Annotated in this window: 21 protein-coding genes; 6 read left to right on the top strand and 15 right to left on the bottom strand. The window is 61.2% G+C overall.

From position 1 onward, the window contains the following. Positions 1–10: 10 nt before the first annotated feature. Entirely contained in the window at positions 11–835 is an 825-nt protein-coding gene (locus B5D32_RS00765; protein WP_078783167.1) for a Cof-type HAD-IIB family hydrolase, read from the bottom strand. Positions 836–948: 113 nt separating this feature from the next. Here B5D32_RS00765 and B5D32_RS00760 point away from each other — a divergent pair, with 113 nt between their 5' ends. The 6 genes from B5D32_RS00760 to B5D32_RS00735 all read left to right on the top strand — a co-directional run bounded on the left by B5D32_RS00760 (position 949) and on the right by B5D32_RS00735 (position 4,785). Next, positions 949–1,707 carry a heparan-alpha-glucosaminide N-acetyltransferase gene (locus B5D32_RS00760; RefSeq protein WP_078783166.1) on the top strand — a complete coding sequence of 253 codons (759 nt, stop codon included), beginning with the start codon at positions 949–951 and terminating at the stop codon, positions 1,705–1,707. A gap of 146 nt (positions 1,708–1,853) precedes the next feature. After that, a complete protein-coding gene (gene rpsU, locus B5D32_RS00755; protein WP_005928271.1) occupies positions 1,854–2,030 on the top strand; it encodes a 30S ribosomal protein S21 in 177 nt (58 codons plus the stop codon). A 198-nt stretch (positions 2,031–2,228) separates the two neighbouring features. Next, the gene (locus B5D32_RS00750; RefSeq protein WP_078783165.1) at positions 2,229–2,738 is read left to right on the top strand and encodes a YqeG family HAD IIIA-type phosphatase; all 510 of its coding nucleotides are present in this window, start codon (positions 2,229–2,231) and stop codon (positions 2,736–2,738) included. Further along, a complete protein-coding gene (locus B5D32_RS00745) occupies positions 2,731–3,594 on the top strand; it encodes a TIM barrel protein (RefSeq protein WP_078783164.1) in 864 nt (287 codons plus the stop codon). Before B5D32_RS00750 ends, B5D32_RS00745 begins: the two co-directional genes overlap by 8 nt. A 117-nt stretch (positions 3,595–3,711) precedes the next feature. Continuing rightward, complete coding sequence (gene efp / locus B5D32_RS00740; RefSeq protein WP_078783163.1) at positions 3,712–4,272, top strand: elongation factor P; 561 nt, start codon at positions 3,712–3,714, stop codon at positions 4,270–4,272. Between the two features lie 72 nt (positions 4,273–4,344). Then, on the top strand, positions 4,345–4,785 hold the full coding sequence (locus B5D32_RS00735; RefSeq protein ID WP_078783162.1) for a CD1247 N-terminal domain-containing protein: 441 nt from the start codon (positions 4,345–4,347) through the stop codon (positions 4,783–4,785). Positions 4,786–4,912: 127 nt separating this feature from the next. On the opposite strand, the gene B5D32_RS00730 is transcribed toward B5D32_RS00735, so the two are convergent. The 14 genes from B5D32_RS00730 to B5D32_RS00665 all read right to left on the bottom strand — a co-directional run bounded on the left by B5D32_RS00730 (position 4,913) and on the right by B5D32_RS00665 (position 18,489). Beyond that, positions 4,913–5,200, bottom strand: coding sequence for a hypothetical protein (locus B5D32_RS00730; protein ID WP_078783161.1), 288 nt, complete (start codon positions 5,198–5,200; stop codon positions 4,913–4,915). A gap of 115 nt (positions 5,201–5,315) precedes the next feature. Continuing rightward, on the bottom strand, positions 5,316–5,675 hold the full coding sequence (locus B5D32_RS00725) for a DUF2304 domain-containing protein (RefSeq protein ID WP_078783160.1): 360 nt from the start codon (positions 5,673–5,675) through the stop codon (positions 5,316–5,318). 1 nt (position 5,676) lies between these two features. Next, positions 5,677–6,396, bottom strand: coding sequence for a glycosyltransferase family 2 protein (locus B5D32_RS00720; protein ID WP_078783159.1), 720 nt, complete (start codon positions 6,394–6,396; stop codon positions 5,677–5,679). Position 6,397: 1 nt separating this feature from the next. Continuing rightward, the gene (locus B5D32_RS00715) at positions 6,398–7,528 is read right to left on the bottom strand and encodes a glycosyltransferase family 4 protein (protein WP_078783158.1); all 1,131 of its coding nucleotides are present in this window, start codon (positions 7,526–7,528) and stop codon (positions 6,398–6,400) included. Between the two features lie 150 nt (positions 7,529–7,678). After that, a complete protein-coding gene (locus B5D32_RS00710; RefSeq protein ID WP_078783157.1) occupies positions 7,679–10,216 on the bottom strand; it encodes a DUF2142 domain-containing protein in 2,538 nt (845 codons plus the stop codon). 95 nt (positions 10,217–10,311) lie between these two features. Further along, complete coding sequence (locus B5D32_RS00705; protein ID WP_078783156.1) at positions 10,312–10,818, bottom strand: KdsC family phosphatase; 507 nt, start codon at positions 10,816–10,818, stop codon at positions 10,312–10,314. A gap of 2 nt (positions 10,819–10,820) precedes the next feature. Beyond that, positions 10,821–12,380 carry an aldolase catalytic domain-containing protein gene (locus B5D32_RS00700; RefSeq protein ID WP_078783155.1) on the bottom strand — a complete coding sequence of 520 codons (1,560 nt, stop codon included), beginning with the start codon at positions 12,378–12,380 and terminating at the stop codon, positions 10,821–10,823. Continuing rightward, on the bottom strand, positions 12,373–13,107 hold the full coding sequence (locus B5D32_RS00695; protein WP_078783154.1) for a 3-deoxy-manno-octulosonate cytidylyltransferase: 735 nt from the start codon (positions 13,105–13,107) through the stop codon (positions 12,373–12,375). Before B5D32_RS00695 ends, B5D32_RS00700 begins: the two co-directional genes overlap by 8 nt. A 13-nt stretch (positions 13,108–13,120) precedes the next feature. Continuing rightward, positions 13,121–13,474 carry an endonuclease domain-containing protein gene (locus B5D32_RS00690; protein ID WP_078783153.1) on the bottom strand — a complete coding sequence of 118 codons (354 nt, stop codon included), beginning with the start codon at positions 13,472–13,474 and terminating at the stop codon, positions 13,121–13,123. Between the two features lie 165 nt (positions 13,475–13,639). Then, entirely contained in the window at positions 13,640–14,608 is a 969-nt protein-coding gene (locus tag B5D32_RS00685) for a glycosyltransferase family 52 (RefSeq protein ID WP_078783152.1), read from the bottom strand. A 3-nt stretch (positions 14,609–14,611) separates the two neighbouring features. Continuing rightward, complete coding sequence (locus tag B5D32_RS00680) at positions 14,612–15,889, bottom strand: ABC transporter ATP-binding protein (protein WP_078783151.1); 1,278 nt, start codon at positions 15,887–15,889, stop codon at positions 14,612–14,614. Positions 15,890–15,906: 17 nt separating this feature from the next. Further along, the gene (locus B5D32_RS00675; RefSeq protein ID WP_078783150.1) at positions 15,907–16,785 is read right to left on the bottom strand and encodes an ABC transporter permease; all 879 of its coding nucleotides are present in this window, start codon (positions 16,783–16,785) and stop codon (positions 15,907–15,909) included. A gap of 233 nt (positions 16,786–17,018) precedes the next feature. Next, complete coding sequence (locus tag B5D32_RS00670; protein ID WP_078783149.1) at positions 17,019–17,735, bottom strand: amino acid ABC transporter ATP-binding protein; 717 nt, start codon at positions 17,733–17,735, stop codon at positions 17,019–17,021. Then, entirely contained in the window at positions 17,722–18,489 is a 768-nt protein-coding gene (locus B5D32_RS00665; RefSeq protein ID WP_078783148.1) for an amino acid ABC transporter permease, read from the bottom strand. Before B5D32_RS00665 ends, B5D32_RS00670 begins: the two co-directional genes overlap by 14 nt. Between the last annotated feature and the right edge of the window lie 205 nt (positions 18,490–18,694).

Raw genomic sequence — 18,694 nt, 5'->3', positions numbered from 1 at the left:
TATTGTAATTTTACAATACGTATTTTTCTATAGCCGCTGCCACACCGTCATGATTGTTGTCATCCGTCGTGACATCGGCAATTTTCCTGATGTCGTCGGTGGCGTTGCCCATGGCCACACCCAGACCCGCCGCTTCGATCATCGCGTGGTCATTGCCGGAGTCGCCCACGGCCATCGTCTGCGCGCGGGTCAGGCCCAGGTGTGCCGCCAGCGCCAGCAGACCGCTGCCCTTCGTCACGCCGGGGGCGTTGACCTCCATGTTGCGGGGCAGGCTGGACGTCAGCTCCACGCCGGGGCAGGCGGCCTCGATGGCACGCCAGGCGGCGTCGCGCTCGGCCTCGTCGTGGTAGATCATGCTGTACTTTTCGATCTCGTGCGCGTGGGTGCGCAGCGTCGCGTGCATGTCGTCTACCTCAATGCGGGTCGTGCGGAAGTAGCTTTTCAGGTTTTCGGGGACCACGTCCATGTGGTTCTCGGCGTTTGCGCGGGTCGTGTAGCTTTTGCCGCCGATGAAAATGCTCATCATGCCGCCGCCCTGCTCAAGAAGATCGTAAATTTTCAATGCCTGCTCGGTCCCGAACGGCTGGTTCACCAGCTGCTCGCCCGTTGTCAGGTCAACGACGCTGGCTCCGTTGGAGGTCAGCGCGTACCGCACGCCGGGGATGGACGTGAACGCCGCGGGGATGCCGCTGGCTGTACGCCCGGTGGCGGGCAGCACCGCCACGCCGCGTGCACAGGCTGCGCGGATAGCCGCCAGCGTGCGCGGGGTGATCTCTTTTTTATCGTTGAAAACTGTCCCGTCGAGGTCCAACGCCACAAGGCGGATGTCCTTCATACCTTCACACTCCCTTATCTGATTTATTGTACCGCAAAACCCGCGCGATTGCAAGCCGCGCGCGGGTGTGCTAGAATAGTGTTACAGTAAATCTTTGGGAAAGAGGCGGTAAAATGCCCGTACTGCGCACCAAAACCAGCCGTATGTGGCTGCCCGACGCCCTGCGCGGGCTGGCGCTGCTGAATATGCTGGCCTACCACGCTATGTACGACTGGGTGTATGTGTTCGGCCACGAAAGCAGCTGGTACAACATCTGGGCCCCCGGCTGCCATGTGTGGCAGCAATATATTTGTTGGAGCTTTATTCTGCTGTCGGGGTTCAGCTTCCCGCTGGCAAAGCGGCCCGCAAAGAACGGGCTGATCGTGGCGGGCTGCGCGGCTGTGCTGACCTTTGTGACCGCGGTGTTCATGCCGTCGGAGGCGATCTGGTTCGGCGTTCTGCACTTGAACGCTGCCGCCGTGCTGCTGACCTGCCTGGTCTATCCGCTTTTGCAGCGCCTGCCCGCGGGCGCGGGCCTGGCGGCGTCTGCGGCGCTGTTTGCGCTGACGAACCAGCTGCCCTACGGGTATCTCGGCTTTGAGGATTGGCGGCTCTGTGCGGTGCCTGCGGGGCTGTACCGGGCCAATCTGTTCTGGCTGGGTCTCCCGGATCTGACGCAGTTCGCATCGGCGGATTACTTCCCGATCCTTCCGTGGGTGTTCCTGTTCTGGTGCGGTGTGTTTCTGGCGCGGCTGTGGCGCCCCGGCAGGGGAGAGCCGCCCGCCGCGCTGCGTCCTCTGTGTGCCATCGGGCGCAATACGCTGCTGGTCTACATGCTGCATCAGCCCGTAATCTACGGTGCGCTGTGGGTGTGGCACACGGTGCTGGGGTAAAGGTTCCTAAATATGAACAATATAAAAATTTTCATTTTAGCGAAAATTGTTGTTGACAGACAGGGGGTCAATATAGTATAATCTTTTTTACTGGTTAATAGTATTTGACCGGCAAACTCCTGTCTCAGGTCAAGGGAGGGAAGAAGATGTCGGAGATCCGTGTCAAAGAGGGCGAGTCCCTCGAGAGCGCTCTGCGCCGTTTTAAGCGCAGCACTGCTCGCAGCGGCGTGTTAGCTGAGGTCCGCAAGCGCGAGGCTTATGAGAAGCCTTCCGTTAAGCGCAAGAAGAAGTCCGAGGCTGCCCGCAAGCGCAAGTTTAAGTAAGGTATCTTACAACGAACGACTGTGCAGGTTCGCGTTACGCGCGGGCCTGCACTTTTATTTTACGTGCAGGCGTCGGTGCGGCGGGGTGAGGGCACCCCGCCCTACGTCCTGCGGAATTGTGCATCGTAGGGCGGCATGCCCTCATGCCGCCGCTGGCCGCTGCCGTAACCACTCATTACCCTTATAAAGGTCACCACCATGATTCTAACCCCTGAATACATCTTCAAAACCATCGAGTGCATCCACCCGGATTTTCTCGCGGCACACGGCATCAAAGCCCTCGTGCTCGACGTGGATAACACCCTGACCGCTGACAACAGTCAGGTGCTGGAGCACACCGTGCAGGCGTGGCTGGACGAGATGCGCGCAGCCGGCATACGCCTGACCATCGTGTCCAACAATACGGCCAAGCGCGTGCGCCCCTTTGCCGAGCGCATCGGGCTGGACTGGGTGCCGCTGGCCTGCAAGCCGTTCACCATCGGCCTGCGGGTGGCGCGCCGCCGTTTGGGCTGCAAAAAGAGCGAAATGGCCATGGTCGGCGACCAGATCTTTGCGGACCGGATGGCCGCCGGGCTGTACGGCTGCCCGTGCCTCTACCTGATGCCCCGCACGAACCACGACAAGAACAAATTTGTGCTGTTAAAGCGCAAGTTTGAGCCGTACTGGATCGACAAATACTATCAGAAGGGCGGCAAGCTGTATGAATGATACCCCGCGCTTCGGCACAGCCGGTCTGGCCGACAGCTACACAGTCAAAAAGTTTGACCCCGCCGCCATCGCCGCCTACACGGCAGGCTTTGGCTTGACGGCATTTGAGTACCAGTGCGGGCGCGGCGTGCGGCTGGCCCACGACAAGGCCGCTGCGCTCGGTGCCGCCTGTGCCGAGCGGGACATTGCCCTGTCCGTCCACGCGCCGTACTACATCAGTATGTCGAGTCTCGAGGAGGACAAGCGGCTGCACAGCATCGACTACCTGCTGCAAAGCTGCGCCCTCGTCAAGGCGCTGGGCGGGCGGCGCGTCATCTTCCATTCCGGCTCCTGCGGCAAGCAGAGCCGGGAGGAGGCGCTGGAAAAGGCGCTGGATACGATGGCCCGCGCTGTCAAAGCCTGCGACGAGGCCGGGTTTGAGGACTGCATCCTCTGCCCCGAGACGATGGGCAAGGTCAACCAGCTCGGCACGCTGGACGAGGTGCTGGCTCTATGCGAGGTCGACCCGCGCATTACGCCCTGCATCGACTTTGGGCACCTGTACGCCCGCAGCTGCGGCGTGCAGTTTGCCGACGCCACCGCCGCCGCGGACTACGCCGCCCTGCTGGACACGCTGGCCGCGCGGCTGGGGGATGACCGCGCCGTGCATTTCCACGCGCATTTTTCCCGCATTGCCTACACCAAGGGCGGCGAGAAGTGCCATCTGACCTTTGCGGATACAGCGTTCGGCCCGCCCCACGCACCGCTGCTGGCGCTGCTCAAGGAGCGTCATTTGGCCCCGACGATCATCTGTGAATCCGCCGGGACCCAGGCCGAGGACGCCGCCGCGCTGGCCCAGGGGTACGCAGCGCTGTAAATTGGACAAAAAATATCAATTTTCCCGCAAAAAAGTCCGAACAGGACTTGCAAAATTGCTTTTCATCCTGTAAAATATAAACAGGTATGTATAATTTATTTATGGAGGAATTTCTATATGATTTCTGCAGGCGAATTCCGTAACGGTGTCACCTTCGAGCAGGACGGCCAGGTCCTTCAGGTCGTTGAGTTCCAGCACGTCAAGCCGGGCAAGGGCGCTGCCTTCGTCCGTACCAAGACCAAGAACGTCATCACCGGCTCTGTTGTTGAGACCAGCTACAACCCGACCGCCAAGTTCCCGCAGGCTTTCATCGAGCGCCGTGAGGTCACCTACTCCTACGAGGATGGCGATTTGTACCACTTCATGGATGTTGAGACCTACGACGACATTCCTGTCGGCGCGGCTGACGTGCCCGATAACTTCAAGTTCTGCAAGGAGAACGACACCTGCAAGCTGCTGAGCTACAAGGGCAAGGTTTTCAGCGTTGAGATCCCCAACTTCGTTGAGCTGGAGGTCACCGCTACCGAGCCTGGTGTCAAGGGCAACACCGCCACCAACACCCTGAAGCCCGCCACCGTTGAGACCGGTGCCGAGATTCGCGTCCCCCTGTTCATCAACGAGGGCGACAAGATCCGCATCGATACCCGCACCGGCGAGTATATGGAGCGCGTGAACTGATTAGGTTCTCTTTGCCGGGCATGGCCGTACCGCCGCGCCCGGCATTTTTTAACATTAGGGAGGATTTTGACTATGGCTATGGATCTGAATGCAAAGGCCGCCTATATCCGCGGCCTGATGACCGGCATGGATTTTGACGCAGACTCCAAGAACGGCAAGGTCATTGCCGCCATGATGGACCTGCTGGAGGAGATGGCCGCCCAGGTCACCGAGCACGACAACGCCCTGGATCAGGTGTACGACGAGCTGGAGACCCTCGACCAGGATCTGGACGACGTCGTCAGCGACATCTACGCCGATGAGGACGAGGATGACGAGGAGGACGCCGAGGACGACAGCACCATGTATGAGGTGACCTGCCCGAACTGCGGCCAGATCTCCACGCTGGACGAGGAGACCCTGATGGACCCCGAGGGCGATCTGGTCTGCCCGCACTGCGGCGCGACCTTCGACATCGAGCTTGAAGGCACCGAGGACGACTCTGCCGAGGAGACCGACAAGCAGGACCACTAAGCAGTAAATCTCCGTTCTGCAGGGGCGGATGCTCGTCATCCGCCCGCCCCGTTTTGACATTAAGTGCAAAAGCCCCGCAGCCGTTTGGCTGCGGGGCTTTGTGTTTTGTGCGGGGCAGGGGAGACGCTTACTTCTTCCGCAGCGCGCCCTGCAGCATGATGTCGCCGAAGGACAGCGCGTTGTACAGGCCGACTTTGTTGGCCTGGCGGGCAATGCGCTCTGGCAGGGGCTTGCTCTCGTCGGTGGAAAGCAGCACGATGTGGACCTTGTCGGCCACGTCGACGCCGTTTTCCTTCTTGGTCGAGAGCACCTGCAGGTAGACAACGAACGGGTCCTTCATCGAGCCGTAGTAAATATCGTTGCCGCAGCGCACCAGCGGGCGGCCCTTATAGGTCAGTTTCGGGGTATAAGCCATATCTGAAACCTTCTTTCTCTTTAGTCAATACTTTATTATACCATAGTTTTGGGGGGAATACAAATTTTAATTTTGCGCACCCCCAAAGGCTTCCCCCAAGGGGGGGAAGCCTTTTTCACAGGTCCAGCTTATCCCGCTCCGCCTTTTCCTCGTTCAGGGCGACCTGCTCGGTCAGGATACGGACCTTGCTGTCGAGCTGGCTCAATTTGATGGACATAAAGAACTGCTTGGCCAGCAGCAAAAAGATGATGACAACATAGACAAAGTTGATGGGACTCATGAAGCCCAGCAGGTTTGCGGCCCAATAGGCGATGCCGGGGAAGATGGCCAGGATCAGCAGCGCCGCACTGAACATCAGCCAGAAGATCGTATCCTCGATCTGGACCTTTGCGTGCCGCACGCGCCGCAGGATGTACCCCGCCGTGATGAAGCTGCCCAGGATCAGGCAGACACGAATCAGTGTTTGATCGAACATTTCACAGGCTCCTTTCGGGGTAGGGCGTCTCGGTGTCGCGCTTGCGGAACCACTGGATCAACAGAATCGAGATGGACATTTTGACCATATACTGCACGCTGCGCCAGAAGGTCAGGTAGCTCTGGCCCGCCAGACGTTCGCCCATTTCGACCTGCACCTCCTTGACCGTCGCGCCGTTTTTGATCAGGTAGCTGATCGTGTCGGGCTCGGGGCCGTAGTTCAGGTTCTGGGCAAACTCCTCGACCATGGCGCGGTTGAACATCCGCATGCCGCTGGTCGGGTCGCAGATGGCGCGGCCCGTCGTCAGGCGGATAGACCAGCTGATGATGTAGCTGCCCAGCATCCGCAGCGTCTTGGGCTTCTTCACGGTCAGGAAGCGGCTGCCGATGACAATGTCGTTGCCCTCCTCCAGCGCGGCCAGCATCGGGGCGATATACTCCGGCTTGTGCTGACCGTCGGCGTCCATCTGCATGGCGCAGTCGTAGCCGTTCTCCGCGGCAAAGCGCAGCCCGGTCTGGAACGCGCCCGCCAGCCCCAGGTTGACCGGCAGGTCAATGAGCCGATAGCCGTGGGCACGGCAAAGCGCCGCGGTTTTGTCGCGGCTGCCGTCGTTGACGACCACGTAATCATACTGTGGATAACTGCGGGTCAGCTCCTCGACGACCTGCACGATGTTGGCTTCCTCGTTGTGCGCGGGGATGACGATGAGTAATTTTGACATCTTAGCTCCTTTTGGCAGACGTTACGGCTTCCATCATTGTAGCAAAGACAGCCTGCCATGTAAAGTGGCTGCAAAGGTTTTGGCGGGCGTTTTCGGCGCGGGTGCGGGCCGCAGCGGGGTCCGCCAGCAGCGTTTCCAGCCCTGCGCGGATGGTCTCGGGCGCAGCGTTTGCCAAAAACACCGCGTAGTCGTCCCCGGGCAGCAGCTCGTCGGTGCCCGCCGTGCGGGTCGTCACGATGGGGCAGCGGCAGGCCGCCGCCTCGAGCAGCGTCGTGGGGAAGCCCTCGGCGTACTCGGTGGGCAGACAGTAGGCGTCCGCCTGTGTCAGCAGCTGGACGATCTGCTCATGCGGCAGCGCCCCCAGCGCATGGATACCGCCGCCCAGCGCGGCCAGAGCGGCCTCCTCGGGGCCGGTGCCCGCCACGGCCAGCGTACAGCCCGGAATGTCCTGCACAGCCTGAGCCAGCCGCAGCGCCCCCTTCTCCGGGATGAGCCGCCCGGCAAAGGCAACGAGCCTGCCGTCCGCGGGCACGTTTAGCCTCCGGCGCCAGTCAACCGCGTTGTCTGCGTGGGCCAGCCGTTCCAGCTCGGCAGGGTCCACGGCGTTGGGCAGTCGGCCCGCCGCCTGGATGCCGAACGTTTCCAGCCAGCGGCAGACATCCCCGGAGACACCGTAGAACGGGAACCCGCAGCGGCGGATGCTGCCGCAGGCCGCGTGCTCATACGCCTTGCCCAGCGCCCCGGCCAGCCCGCCGTGCAGCATATAGCCGGTGGAGTGGTCGATGACCAGCGCCGGGATGCCGCGCCGTTTACACTGCCGTGCGGCCCAGACGCTTTGCGTGTACATCCGGGTCTGGATGACCGCAAAGTCGATGCCCTGTGCCCAGAGGTCGTCTGCATCGGCAAGGGGCTTTAACACGGGGAACCGCCCGCCCATGACAGGCCAGGACGGCAGACGGTAGATTTCGATGCCGTCGGCATCACGCTCCCGCGCGGGCAGGCCCGGCAGCGATGCCGTGACGACAAGGGCGCGATGCCCTGCCGCCACACACCGCCGCGCCAGATTCCAGGTATACCGCTCGACCCCGCCGGGGGTGGGGAGGTATTGCGTTGAGAAGAAACAGATAACCATTATAGTTGGCCTTTTCAAAATAATAGATAATAAATAATAAATAATAAATAATGTGGTGTTTTCGCCTGAAGGCGAAAACAAAATTTTGAGCGCCGTCCCGCGGCGCGGTCCACCAAATTTATTATTTCTTATTTTTTATTTGCAAAGCAGTCACCTTGCAATAATCGCCAGCATAATATTCACGACCATCCCCGCCTGTACCAGTGCAAGCGCGGCCACAAGGCGGGTCTGGGCGGTGTCCTCGTCGGGCACGGCGGCCAGACGGCGGGGCAGGCAGGTCAGCAGAAGCAGCGGCAGCACGGGCAGGAAGTACCGCCCCTGCAGGCCGTACAGCGTGTCGTAATGGGTGGGTGTCCACAAGAGGCACCCGGCCACGGCCAGCAGGCAGCAGAGCGCCGCCGCCGCGCAGCACCAGCCGCGCGCCTTACCGGCGGGCTTCATCACCGCGCCCTGCACGGGCAGCGCCGCGTAGGCCAGCAGCAGGTACAGCACCGCGACCCAGCCCCAGGCCAGATCAACGGTGTAGTAGCTCAGGCTGCCGCCCACCAGCGTGCGGATGTAATGGTCGCCGTTTTCCACGGCGCTGCGCACAAACAGCAGCACCGTGTCCACGGGATGGCGCAGGATGTAGCCCGGCGTGTAGGTGGCTTTGTCGGCCTCGTCCGCCGTGCTCTGGGTGCTGCGGGTCGCGCGGGCGGCCTCGACCTCCTGCGCCAGCACCGTGCGGTCCAGCGGGATGCGGTCATCCATCGTGCCGACGTCCACACCCAGCGCGGCGAAGCTCTCGACACAGCTGGTCAGGTTGAACAGTTGCTTGTAGGCCTGCACCGCGCCGCCCTCGGCAAAATAGGGCAGGTAGGCGTCCGCGTTGCCGTCGGTCACGTCGGTGCCCAGCAGCGCATAGGAGGCCATCGTGTAAAATGCCTGGCCGTCGGTGTAGCTGTTGGCCCTGTCGGGCGAAAAGAGGAAACTCTGCCCCAGCACTGCCGGGCTGACGTCGCCCTCCTGCATGGCCTGCACCCAGAATGCGACCTCGCGGGCCGCGGGGCTGCGGTTGTCGTCCACGTAATAATACAGCCGCTTGACGTAGTTTTCCAGCGTACTCTCGCCGCAGATCTCGGCCTCGTAGGCTTCGTCCGACTCTGCGGGGCGGCTCTTGACCACGCGGCCTGCGTCCTCCGCCGCCGTGGTCTGCACCGCGGTCTGCCCGCTGCGCAGCGTATCGGTCAGAAGGCCCGTATTCAGCAGCAGCGCCAGCGCCAGACAGGCGGCCAGATAGGCGCACTTCTTTGCCCTGGCGTGGTGCCCCAACCGCGCGGCGGGCACCAGCAGCAGCAGTGCCGCCAGCGGCAGATAGACGAGTTTGCCCGGGGCCAGCAGCACGCCGCAGAACAGCAGCGCCGTCAGCCGGGCGGGGGAGAGTGCCTTTTTCTGATTCGGGCCGAACGCCGCGTCCATCAGCAGCGCCGTGAACACAAAGCACAGCCCCAGCAGCGGCGCGTCCCGGCTGAAGCTGGCCGCCAGGTGCAGCGTCATGGGCAGCAGCGCGGCCACGGTAAAGACCCGCTTGCCGAACGGCGCGGTCTTGACCGCCAGCGCCGCCAGCGCCGCAAAGAGCAGCAGATTTGCAAGCCGCCCCAAAAACAGCGCGGGCGCAAAGCCAAAATGCAGCACATAGGCCAGAAATACCGCCGCCGCACTGACGACGTACAGAAGCGGGTTCTGGTCGGTCTGCAATTCATTATATTCCTGATGGCTGTCAAAGGGCTGGTCTGTGGTGGTGAACAGCTGGGAGGTGAACGCCTCCCACGTAAAGACCGTCGTGTTCTCGTTTTGCAGGTCGGCGTCCTCGTCACCGACGCGGCGGAAGCTCGTCGTCGTGGGCACCTTACCCATCCGCCACTCGTCGTGGGACAGGTCGTTGGCCCAGCGGCAGGCCAGCGTAAAGCTCTGGTTGATGTGGTATTTCTCGTCGGGCGCAGCATAAGGCGGCAGCACAAAGCTGTACAGCAGTCCAAAGCCGAGCACCAGCACAAAAACAAGACGGTGCAGTGCCAGTTTTTTGCTAAGCACCGCCCACACGGCCAGCGCGGCCAGCACGGCGGCCAGCCCGCCCACAAGCAGGAAGAACCGCGTCAGGTAGCCGCCGATGCGCTGGTAGGTGATCTGCATCGCCATCGTGCCGTCGATCACACGGTCATCCACGGCCATCTGCTCCTTCCAGAGCGCGACACCGTCGCTGTGGCCGATGGCCAAAATCGCGTCCGTCGCGTAATGCGGCGTGACGGCCAACTTGTAACGGCGGCCCTCCTGCCCGGTCACGGCGGGGTCCATCCCCAGGGTCGTGTACTGGTCGGGCACGATGTAGTCCATCGTACCGACGGAGCGGGACAACTCCTCGCCGGTGTCGGCGTCGTAGAGCACAACATCCAGCGCACCGCAGGGCTGGTCACCCGGCAGGTAAAATTCAAGACCTATCGTCAAAATATCCTTGTCGTAGGTAAAGACCTGCGTTGCGGTCTGGCCGTCCTGCAAAAGCTCGGCCCGCAGGAAGTCGGTGACGATCTCACTGCGGCCCTTGCCCACATCGGGCCGGACCTTCGCCAGCCAGATCAGCACCACGCCCGCCAGCAGCACGACAAGCGTTGCCAGTGCCGCCAGCAAGGGGGTATGTTTTTTGTTTTTCATGAAATCTCCTTCCGTTAGGCCGTAGGGGCGGATGCCCGCATCCGCCCGCGGGTCGATGCAAGCATCGACCCCTACAGCCGCCCGCAAGTTTAGCGTTACAATTCCACCTGAAACGCCTTTTTCACAGCGTCGTTCCAGCGTCCGTCCCCGCGCAGGATCTTCTCCACCGCTCCGCGGACGGCACCCTCGCCGCCGCGCTGGGGGCAGATATAGTCGGCACGCGCCCGCACCTCCGGCGCGGCATCCGCCGGGCAGGCCACAAAGCCACACAGCGCCATGGCCGCCAGATCGTTCAGGTCGTCGCCACAGTAGGCGACATCGTCCCGCGCGTAGCCGTTTTCAGCCATGAAATCCCGCAGGAACGCGGCTTTTTTGCCAACATTCTGGTAGATGTCGGTGATTTTCAAATCTGCGGCGCGGCGGCGCACGGCCTCGCACTCGCGCCCGGTGCAGATCATCACGCGGATGCCCGCCGTGCGCGCCAGCACCAGCCCGGCGCCGTCCTTGATGGCAAATTTCTTCAGCTCATTGCCGGTGGCGTCGTAGTAGACGCCGCCGTCGGTCATCGTGCCGTCCACGTCCAGCACCAGCAGTCGTATCATCGTCAGGCCCTCTCGTACTCGCTGGGGGTGATGAATTCCACGGGCAGGCCCGCCGCGCGGATGGCCCCCGCCATCTGGGCATTGTAGGCCGCGCCGCGCCCGGTGTGGGTGTGCAGGCCCTCGTCCGCGTAGGCGGCAGTGCCCGGCCTGTAGCCGTCGGCACCGGCCAGCAGCACCCGCGCCGCGCCGCACTGGCGCAGCAGACGCAGCAGCATCAGCACGCTGTTGCCGCCCTGCGCGTCGGTGGCGGACAGCCGGTCATAGTTGACCACCGCCGCGTCCTTGTCGGCGCGCAGGTTGCTGGTCAGGATCAGCGGGCAGGGGTAGGCGGCATCCACGTCAAAGCGTTTTGCGTTCGTGAAAAACGCATAGTCGGGCGTCACAAAATCCGGCACAAAGTTGGCCGAGACTGTCACGTCGGCCTGCGCGGCTGCTACAGCGGCACGGCCAGCCTCGGCAGCCAGGCTGCCGCCGGGGGCCAGCACCAGCACGGTCTTGCCCGCAAAGGCCCTCTGCAGGGCGGCCAGTGCGCCTGCGTCGTCGATGCGGCGGTTCTTGTACTCGGTGTAGAGCGTGTCGGCGTAGGCGGCATCAAACACAGTCTTTTTGTTTGGCGCGATGGCCGCCAGAATATGGTTGATGTCGCGGTTCGTCAGATCGCCCTTGCCAAGGTAATGCTCGGCATAGTTGCGGTGCAGATTGAACCTGGCCGACAGGAAGTACGCCGGGGTGTAGCCCCACGCGCAGTTGCCCTTGATGGGCGCAATGTGGTCCTGAATGGCATCCATGAGGTCGTCAATGTTGTAGTGGCCGCCGAAGTACTCGTTCATATAGTCGGCGATCAGCTCAATCGGCAGGTTGCCGGGGATGCGGCCCATGCCCATCAGGCTGCCGTCCACAGCCAGGTCGCGGCGCAGATGCTTGTCGAGAAATTCCTGCGCCAGGCAGAAGCTAAGCGCCATGTTCTCATGCAGGTGCAGCGCCAGGCGGATGTCCGGAGCTAAATTATGGTCAGCCATGCTGACGATGCGCTCCAGATCGCGGCGGCGCATGCTGCCGAAGGTATCCACAATGGAGAACTGCCACGGATGAATTTCGTTGACCTGCTCAAAGATCCAGAGCAGGTCCTTGTCGCTGTAGCCCATGATGTTGATGGGATTGATGGAGACCTTGTAGCCCAATTCTTTGATACGGCGGGCAAAGTCCATGCCGTCCTTAATGTCGTAATCATGGGCGGTGATACGGATGATTTCAATGCCGTGGCCGTCGTAGGGGGACAGCTTGGCAATGTCGTAGTTGGAGCGCATCGCCATGCCGGAGTACATCGTGTGGCCGCGCTGGCCCTCGTCGGGCAGCAGACGGTTCAGCTCCTCAATCGTGTTGCAGACCGTCACGTCGGGGTCGTAGCCGTCCACATTGCGCAGAAAGCCGACCTCGACGACGTCCACGCCCGCGCGGGTCAGCGTCTGGATGATGCGGCGTGCCGAGCCGAAGCCCCACTGCCAGTTGTTCACATAGCCGCCGTCGCGCAGGGTGCAGTCCAGCAGTTTAATATCAGCCATGCTGCTTCTCCTTCAAAATTTCATTGACCAGCGCCAGATCCTTCGGCGTGTCCACGCTGACCGTCTTGTACGGGCTGACGATGGCGTGTACCTTGTGGCCATTCTCGATAAAGCGCATCATGTCGTTTTCCTCGGCCTTTTCAAGGATGGATTTCGGCGTATCATGGTAGAATTTCAGTGCCTGCTTGCTGTACAGCTGAATGCCGGTGACCTTCTCGTACTCGAAATCCAGCGTGCCTTTGGGGTAGGGGATGGGGCTGCGGGAAATCAGCAAAATCTCCCGTGCGGCGTTCGTCACGACCTTTTGGTTCGAGAAGTCGATAACGTCGGCGGGGTGCTCCATAACGTTCGTCAGCACCGCGACGTAATAGGGGTCATCGGGCAGCGTTTCAGGCAGGATCAGGTCGAACGCCGCGGGGTTGACCAGCGGCTCGTCGCCCATGAGCTGCAGGTAGAGGTCGGCGTCCTCGACGGTGCTGACCTCCCAGATGCGCCCGGTGGGGGTGTCGTGGTCGGGGCTGGTCATAATATACCGCATATCGTAGGTTTTGCAGGCGTCGGCAATGCGCTCGTCGTCGGTGGCGATGAGCACATCGTCCAGCTTCGGGCAGGCCCTGGCGGCCCTGTAGACCCAGTAGATCATCGGTTTGCCCAGCACATCGGCCAGCGGCTTGCCCGGCATCCGGGTACTGGCGTAACGCGCCGGGATCACAGCGATTGTTTTCATGAGTGTACCTCGCTTACACGGCGGCCTGAACAGCCGCCTCTATCGTTTGGCATACGCCGTCAAAGCGGCGGTCTATGTCCAAATTGGTGAACCGCAGAACCCTGATATGGTTCTGTGCGAAAAACTCTGTGCGCAGACTGTCGGTCTGCTGTTGCTCGGGCGTGTAATGCTGTGCCCCGTCCAGCTCGATGACAAGCCTTGTTTTTGCGCAGTAGAAATCAGCGATATAGCCGCCGATGGGCTTTTGGCGCTGGAAGCGCGGGGTGAAGGTGCGGAGAAACTGATACCACAGCTTATTTTCCCACGGTGTCATATTCTTGCGGAGCTGCCGCGCCAACGGGACATTCTTTTTGTCATAGTAGAGCATAGTGGCTTTTCCTTTTTACATTGTGGCTGCGGAAGGTTCTCTCCCCCACCGCCTGCGGGCGGAGCCCCCTCGCAGAGGGGGCTAAAGGACCTCCCTCTGCGAGGGAGGTGGCGCGAAGCGCCGGAGGGAGAGAACCTCCCGGCCGGATGCCGTTTTCCCCGCGCATCAGACCAGTTTCCTCGCCTCCTCCAGCGTCAGCAGGATCTTCTCACCCGCCGCGGTGAAGCCGCGCAGGACGAAGCTCTGCACGGTGACGGCACGGGCGAAATGGAAGGGGAGGCAGAAGTTCAGCACCTCGCTGGGCATCGTGCGCTCCAAAATGACTGCATCGGGGAACAGGGCGGCGTAATCCGTCGTGTCCCGCGGGTGGGTCTTGATAAAGAGCGGCCCAACGGCGTATTTTTCCGCCACCGCTTTGAACATCGCGTCCTGCTCCGCTTGGGTCATCAGCCCGTCGGCCACAAAGCTGCGGGGCAGCAAAAGCGTCGCGCCGTCTGCCTTCTCGGGCAGGGGCTGCGTCAAAAATACGCGGCGCACCATCGCTTTTTCGTCGTCGGTCAGGCTCTCTAACAGTTTGGCCTTGCTGTCCGTCGCCATGCGGTCCGCCGAAAACAGCGTACACCGCGCGGCATCCTCACTCTCGACGCGGACGCACCACGGGCTGTCGCCCCAGTACAGGTAGCCTTTTCCGCGCTGCTTCGCGGCAAAATCCGCTGCGGTGCGCTGGTCGGTCACAAGATGCTGGTCAGGGCCGAGCGTGCTGCCGAACGTGTCCTCGCACAGAATATACCCGGCGCGGCAATCCTGCAAATAGCGGCCCAGCACACTCCAATCGTTGTGGATATAGACATTTCCAAACGCTGCACGGTTCAATTTCCAGCCGCACAGCTTCTCAAAGGCGCGGGCCGCGCGCCGGTGGGCAAACAGCCCCGTCACGGTCCCGGGCCAGCGCGTCTCGTCCACAAGGACAGTCTTGACCACGCCCGTCGCGTCCAGACGTGCCGCCAGCGCGGCGGTGTCGGGCACGGAGGCGGAGAGCACCATCGTGTGGGGCTTGCCGGCGCAGCGCCCGGCCCGCAGCAGATCGACCAAGACCTGATACGCGGTGTGGCAAATGTACAAATTCGGTTTCATGCGTTACTCCTGCACGAGCTTGACGGGCGGGAAGTGGATGCGGCCCCAGCCGGACGCCCACTCGGGCATCGTCAGGTCGCTGTTCGTCACCTCAAAGGCGAACTCGGTCACGGGCTTGTCCAGGCAGACCGCGTGGGCCAGCGCGCCGTCAAAAATGTCGAGATAGAAGAAATACTGTCCCTCGCCCAGCAGACTCGGGTCAAATTCAAACACAGAGGTGTAGATTTTGCCCGGCTCGGCGGGGCCGAGGTCGACGGGATGGGTGATGCCGACGGGCGTCGAATCCCGCGCGTGGAGGTTCATCTTCATGTGGATGCCTGCGAACGGCTCCGAAACGCGCCAGGTGATTTTCACCCGCATCTTTTCGGTATCGGCAAACACGCTCGACTCCTTGCCGACGAAATCCAGCGTTTCCAGCCGGAACCGCTTGCCCGCGCTGCCCGTCATGCGGGCGACGTCGGCCAGGTCGTAGTGGACAACGTTGACGTCGGTGGTGTCCATGTAGACCGCGATGGCCTGCTCCACGTCGCCGTCAAAGATGACCCTGCCCTTGTCCAGCACGACGCAGCGGGTGCAAAGCTGACGAATGGTCGACATATTATGGCTGACATACAGCACCGTGCGCCCGTCCTGATTGGCGACGTCGCTCATTTTCCCTAAGCATTTCTGCTGGAATTTCATATCGCCGACGGCCAGAACTTCATCCATGACCATGATCTCGCTGTCGAGATGCGCGGCCACGGCGAAGGCCAGCTTGACGAACATGCCGCTGGAATAGCGCTTGACAGGTGTGTCGATGAAGTCGCCGCACTCGGAAAATTCAATGATCTGCGGCAGCTTTGCGTCGATCTCGGCGCGGGTCATGCCCAGAATCGCGCCGTTCATATAAATGTTCTCGCGGCCCGTCATCTCGTTGTTGAAGCCGGTGCCGACCTCGAGCATCGAGGCCACGCGGCCACGGATCTTGATTTCGCCCTCGGTGGGGGCGGTGATGCGGGAGAGCAGCTTGAGCAGCGTGGATTTGCCCGCGCCGTTGCGGCCAATGATGCCCAGTGCCTCACCCTGATAGACGGTCAGGTCAACGCCGTTCAACGCCATAAACGTCTGGCCGAACAGCCGCTGGTCGGTGCCGATGACGGTGTTCGGGTCCTCCTTGCCGCGCACACGGGCCCACCAGCTTTGCAGGTCGTGGGTCAGCGTGCCGCCGCCGATCTGGCCGAGCTTGTATTGTTTTTTCAGCCCCGTGACCTCGATGACAGGGCGTTTTTCATTTGCAGACATAGTTACGCGCCCCTTTCTTACACGGTATCCATGAAGGTCTTTTCAATGCGGCTGAACAGCACAACGCCCAAAACCAGCGCCGCAGCGGTAAAAATCAGGCTGTACACGATGCCGAACGTCGTGACCGTGCCGGTGCCCAAGGTAGCCATGCGGAAAATCTCGATCGGCGACGTCATAGGGTTGAGCTGAACGAGCACCCGCAGGCGCGGGGAGTTGTCCAGCATCGACAGCGGATAGACGACGGGGGAGGCGTACATCCAGAGCTGCACGCCGAAGCCGACGGCAATCGCCAGATCGCGGTACTTCGTCGTTAAGGACGACACGATGATGCCGACGCCGAGGCCCAGCAGCATGACCTCCAGCACGACGAACGGCACAGCCAGCACCCACAGCGTAAAGGTGACGCCGCTGCCCGTGGCAAAGAAGTACACCCAGAAGATCAGGTACATGACCGCCTGAATGCCGAAGTTGATGAGGCTTGTCAGCACCTGGCTGACCGGCATCGTCAGGCGCGGGAAGTACACCTTGCCAAAAATCTGTGAGTTTGTCACAAACGTATTGGCTGTATTGTTGACGCAGTTGGCAAAGAAGGTCCACACCGTATTGCCGGCCATGTAGAACAAAAAGCCGGGCACGCCGTCGGTGGGCATGTTGGCCATGCCGCCGAACACAACGTTGAAAATCACGGTGGTGATGAGCGGGTTCAGAATGATCCACGCAGGGCCCAGGATCGTCTGCTTGTACAGCACAGTAAAGTTGCGCTTGACGAACATTATAATTAAGTCGCGATAGCGCCAGAGCTCCTGCAGGTCGATGTCGAACCAGCCGGTCTTGGGCCGGATGACCGTAGTCCAGCCCTCGTCAGCCGGGCGGGTGGTTTGCAGATTTTCAGCCATAAAAATACCTGTTCCTTATGTGTAAAATCGTGGTTGCATAGTTATCCATAGTAATAGTGCTATTTTACCACATTTTGCGCAAAGAATCAACTTGCCGGGGCGTATATAATAGCAGCAGAATATCGTGCGCGGTGAAAGCGTAGGGGCGGATCCCATATCCGCCCGGGGGGCGTCCCCGCAGGCAAAAAAGCGGTCTGCCGAAAATCCATCGGCAGACCGCTTTCTATACAAATTTACAGCACCTTTGACAAAAATGCCTTCAAGCGCTCATTTTCGGGGTTGGCGAAGAACTCCTTCGGCGGCTTATCGACCTTGACGATGCCCTCATCAATGAAGATGATGCGGTTTGCGACCTCGCGGGCAAAGCCCATCTCGTGGGTGACGCAGACCATCGTCATGCCGCCGCGGGCCAGCTCCTTCATCAGCTCCAAAACCTCTCCGACCATCTCGGGGTCAAGGGCGGAGGTCGGCTCGTCAAACAGCAGCACGTCGGGGTTCATGGCCAGCGCGCGCACAATCGCAATGCGCTGCTTCTGCCCGCCGGACAGCATGTTGGGGTAGGTGTCGGCCTTGTCGGCCAGACCGATGCGCTCCAGCAGCTCCATGGCTTTCTTGTCGGCCTCGGGCTGCTTCATCAGGCCCAGACGCACGGGGGCCAGCGTGATGTTCTTCTTCACCGTCAGGTGGGGGAACAGGTTGAAATGCTGGAACACCATACCCATCTTCTGGCGCACATGGTCAATGTCGTGGTCGGTGACTTCCTTGCCGTTGAAGATGACATGGCCGCCGTCCGGCTCCTCCAGACGGTTCAGGCAGCGCAGGAACGTGGATTTTCCGCAGCCCGAGGGGCCGACCAGCACAACGCAGTCGCCCTTGTTGATGGTCAGGTCCACGCCCTTGAGCACCTGCAGGCCGCCGTAGTTCTTCTGCAGTCCTTTAACGTCTATCACTTTGCGCCAGCCTCCTCTCAAATTTTGCAAGCAGCGCGCTGAACAGCATGACCAGCACCAGATAGGTCGCGGCCACGCCGAGCAGCGGGAACATCGGCTCATAGGTACGGTTCATGATGCCCTGCGCGGCATACAGCAGTTCCTTGCCGCCGATGACCGTGATCAGCGAGGAGTCCTTCAGCAGCATGATGAACTCATTGCCCAGCGCAGGCAGGATGGAGCGAATGGCCTGCGGGATGATGATCTCGAACATCGTGGTCATGTAGTTGAGTCCGAGGCTGCGTCCCGCCTCCATCTGGCCCGGGTCGACGGCCATGAGGCCGCCGCGGATGATCTCCGACACATAGGCGCCCGAGTTGATGCCCAGCGCCAGCGCACCGACCATCGTGAAGTTGCGGCTGCTGGCGAAGATGACCATGCTCATGATGAGCAGCTGGACCATCATAGGCGTGCCGCGGATGACTGTGACATACACCTGCGCCACTGCGTTGAAAATCCCCAGAATCGGGTTGCGGTGGTGGGGCTTCTGCTGGGCATAGCCCACGCGGATCATGGCAACGATGGCACCCAGCACAACGCCCAGCACCAGTGCAATGGCCGTGACCAGCAGGGTCGTACCCACGCCCTTGATGTACTGCTGCCAGCGGTCCGAGTAGAGAAATGCCTGGTAAAATTTTACGAAGAAGTCCTGCCCGAAGTTCAGCTTCTGGCCGTTCTTGACCAGCTCCGAAAGCGCTTCAAACTGTGCTTCCATCCGCAACACAACCTTTCTTTCTGTTTGAATTCAGCACACCTGTAGGGGCCGGGCCTGCCCGGCCCGCGGCTTTCCGGCAAACTCTTGCCTGCGGGAAGGTTGCGGGCCGCATATATGCGGCCCCTACAGCGCGATATTTGTATTATACCATATTTCCGGGAAAAATCACACTAAATAAAAGAAAAGCGCGCCGGGATACCGGCGT

Origin of the sequence: Gemmiger formicilis, from assembly GCF_900167555.1 — a bacterium.
Classification (GTDB): Bacteria; Bacillota; Clostridia; order Oscillospirales; family Ruminococcaceae; genus Gemmiger; species Gemmiger formicilis.
This window is presented reverse-complemented; position numbering and strand designations above follow the sequence as displayed.